General features: G+C 70.5%; 3 protein-coding genes. 1 reads left to right on the top strand and 2 read right to left on the bottom strand.

Annotation, left to right across the window (positions count from 1 at the left end):
- On the top strand, positions 1 to 611 hold a 611-nt coding region (locus RMO85_RS15390), incomplete at its 5' end, for an NAD/NADP octopine/nopaline dehydrogenase family protein (RefSeq protein ID WP_310529601.1).
- A 53-nt stretch (positions 612 to 664) separates the two neighbouring features.
- On the opposite strand, the gene RMO85_RS15385 is transcribed toward RMO85_RS15390, so the two are convergent.
- Both RMO85_RS15385 and RMO85_RS15380 read right to left on the bottom strand, forming a co-directional pair.
- Positions 665 to 2,650, bottom strand: coding sequence for an NADPH-dependent 2,4-dienoyl-CoA reductase (locus RMO85_RS15385; protein WP_310529600.1), 1,986 nt, complete (start codon positions 2,648 to 2,650; stop codon positions 665 to 667).
- On the bottom strand, positions 2,647 to 3,177 hold the full coding sequence (locus RMO85_RS15380; protein WP_310529599.1) for a PadR family transcriptional regulator: 531 nt from the start codon (positions 3,175 to 3,177) through the stop codon (positions 2,647 to 2,649). Before RMO85_RS15380 ends, RMO85_RS15385 begins: the two co-directional genes overlap by 4 nt.
- Positions 3,178 to 3,326 lie beyond the last annotated feature (149 nt).

The following is a 3,326-nucleotide window of genomic DNA, read 5'->3' as shown; positions in this document are numbered from 1 at the left end:
GCGGGGAGTTCGTCGCCGGCCTTCCCCGCTCGGGTACAGACCGACTGCTGTCGATGATCCAGGACGTCTACCCCAGCGCGGAGGCCGCCGACAGCGTCTTCCAGACGACACTGCAGAACGGCAACCCGGTGATCCATCCCGCGGTGACCCTCCTCAACGCCGGTCTCATCGAGCGGACCGCCGGCGCGTTCCTGTTCTATGAGGAGGGGGTCACCCAGGCCGTCGGCAGGGCGATCGAGGCGGTCGACCGCGAGCGGCTGGCGATTGCCGACGCACTCGGGGTGCGCGTCCTGACGGAGCCCGACCTCGGGGTCCTGCAGGGATACATGCGCGAGGCCAGCTACTCGACCGGCTACTCCACCGCCCCGGGCTTCCTCGGGATCGACGCCCAGAGCCGGCTCGACAACCGCTACCTGACCGAGGACGTCGGCTACTCCCTGGTCTTCTTGAGTGACCTGGCCGGCCGAGTCGGCGTCGAGACGCCAACGATGCAGGCGCTGATCACGATCGCGTCGGTCGTTCTGGGTCGGGACTTCCGCGCTGAGGGGGCGCGCACCCTGGCGACCTTGGGCCTCGACGCCATGAGCGTCGGTGAGCTCGCCGCCCTCTGACCGGCGGATCCCTCCTGCTGGTGACGCTCCCCGCCGCGCTCGGCGATGGCGGGCTACAGCGCCGCGACCAACCTGGTCGCCTGCTCGATGGCCCGCTTCGCGTCCAGCTCCGCGGCGACGTCGGCGCCCCCGATGAGGTGCCCACCGACGGCGTCGTAGAGGTCGCGCACCGACTCCTGGCCGGCGCAGATCACCACGTCGTCGCACTCGATCAGGCGCGTCCGGCCGTCGACGGTGATGTGCAGGCCGGCGTCGTCGATGAGGTCGTACGTCGCCCCGCGGACCTGCGTCACGCCCGCCTGCTTCAGCACGGCACGGTGCGCCCAGCCCGACGTCTTGCCGAGGTCGATGCCGATCGGCGTGGTCTTGCGCTGGACCAGCGTCACCTCGCGGACCGAGGAGCGCGGCTTCGGCTCGGTGAGCCCGCCCGGGTGCAGCGTCGGGTCGCCGACGCCCCAGTTGGCGAACCAGTCCTCGTCGGTGTCGCTCGGGTCATGGGTGAGGAAGTGGCTGACGTCGACGCCGATGCCGCCGGCACCGATGACCGCCACGCGACGGCCGACCGTGACCTTGCCGCTGAGCACGTCGGCGTACGACACGGCCCGCTCGATGCCCTCGATGGCGGGCATGCGCGGCACGACGCCGGTGGCGATGATCGTGTGGTCGTACGCCGCCAGGTCGTCCGCACCTGCCTCGGTGCCGAGCCGCACGTCGACGTCGAGGGCGTGGAGCCGCGCGCCGAAGTAGCGCAACGTCTCGGCGAACTCCTCCTTGCCGGGGATCTGCATCGCGAGGCGGAACTGGCCGCCGATCGCGGGCGCCTTCTCGAACAGGGTCACCGCGAAGCCGCGCTCGGCCGCGTTGACCGCGGCCGCGAGCCCGGCCGGGCCGGCGCCGACGACCGCGACGGTCTGACGAGTCCGCGTGGGCAGCAGGATCAGCTCGGTCTCGCGCGCGGCGCGCGGGTTGACCAGGCAGGACGCCAGCTGGTTGGCGAAGACGTGGTCGAGGCAGGCCTGGTTGCAGGCGATGCAGGTGTTGATCTCGTCGGCGCGGTCGGCGGCCGCCTTGGCGACGAACTGCGGGTCGGCGAGCAGCGGGCGCGCCATCGAGACCAGGTCGGCCTGGCCGGTGGCGAGGATGTCCTCGGCCAGCTCGGGGGTGTTGATCCGGTTGGAGGCGCAGACCGGGACGGTCGCGATCTCCTTGAGACGAGCCGTCGCGGAGCGCCAGGCCCCGCGCGGGACCTGGGTGATGATCGTCGGGACCCGGGCCTCGTGCCAGCCGATGCCGGTGTTGAAGACGCTCACGCCGGCCTGCTCGAGCTCACCTGCGAGCTCGGTGACCTCGTCCCAGGTCTGCCCGCCCTCGACGAGGTCGAGCAGGGAGATCCGGTAGATGATCGGGAAGCCCTCGCCGACCAGCTCCCGGGCCCGTCTGACGATCTCGATCGGGAAGCGCATCCGCTTGGCCGCGCTGCCACCCCACGCATCGGAGCGGTCGTTGGTGCGCGCGGCGAGGAACTGGTTGATCAGGTAGCCCTCGGAGCCCATGATCTCGACCCCGTCGTAGCCCGCCTTCCTGGCCAGGGCGACGGACTTCGCGAAGTCGGTCGCGGTCCGGTCGACGGCCTTCGTCGACAGGGCAGACGGCTTGAACGGGGTGATCGGCGACTTCTTCGACGACGCGCTCACGCTCAGCGGGTGGTAGCCGTAGCGACCTGCGTGCAGCACCTGCATCGCGATCGCGCCGCCCTCCGCGTGCACGGCATCGGTGACCCGGTGGTGGCGTGCGGCCTGCAGCCGGTTGGTCATCTCCGAGGCGAACGGCTTGAGCCAGCCGCGCTTGTTGGGGGCGTAGCCGCCGGTGATGATCAGCCCGACCTCCCCGCGGGCGCGCTCGGCGAAGTAGGCCGCCAGCTTGTCGATGTCCCACGGCTTGTCCTCGAGCCCGGTGTGCATCGAGCCCATCACCACGCGGTTGCGCAGGGTGAGGTCGCCGATGGTCATCGGGGCGAGGAGATGCGGGTAGTTCGTCATGCGTGAGCCTCCAGGTATTCGTTGAGCCAGCCGATCCAGAACTCCTCCAGGCGGATGCCGCCGCGCAGGACGAGGAACTGGTCGAGGTCGGGTCCGGCCAGGTCGGCCGGCACCGGGTAGTCGCGCTTCTCGAGCTCGAGGTAGTGGGCGAGCCGGGTCTCGTGGTCCGCGAGGGTCTCGCGCACCCTCCTCAGCAGGCCGGCGCGTTCGCCGTACGACGCCGCGCGGAGCTTCACCGCGAGGTCGCTGCGGAAGGACTCCATCGGCAGCGGCTCGGCCAGCCAGTCGGCGAGCACCTGCGCCCCAGCGGGCGAGACGGAGTAGAGCTTCTTGTCAGGCCTGCCCGCCTGCGGGACGGTCTCGACGCTGAGCCAGCCGTCGGTCTCCATCCTCGCGAGCACGCGGTAGATCTGCTGGTGCGTGGCGTGCCAGAAGAAGCCGATCGAGCGCTCGAACCGGCCCGCGAGCTCCAGCCCGGAGCCCGGGCGCTCGCTCAGGGCGACGAGGAGCGCGTGTTCGAGGGCCATGCGGCGATGGTGGCAGACCTATGCAACGAGTTGCAAGGCTTGGGTCGCGCAGAATCCCCGGATATCCGGGGATCTTCACGCTTTGCCACCAGGCGAACTCCATCGGTCTAAGCAACGCCGACTCGATGGTGGTGTTGTGGATGGCGAAG

The sequence above is a fragment of the Nocardioides sp. genome, from assembly GCF_031422975.1.
Classification (GTDB): domain Bacteria; phylum Actinomycetota; class Actinomycetes; order Propionibacteriales; family Nocardioidaceae; genus Nocardioides.
Note: the sequence above shows the minus strand (reverse complement) of the source record. Positions and strands in the feature narration are given on the sequence as shown.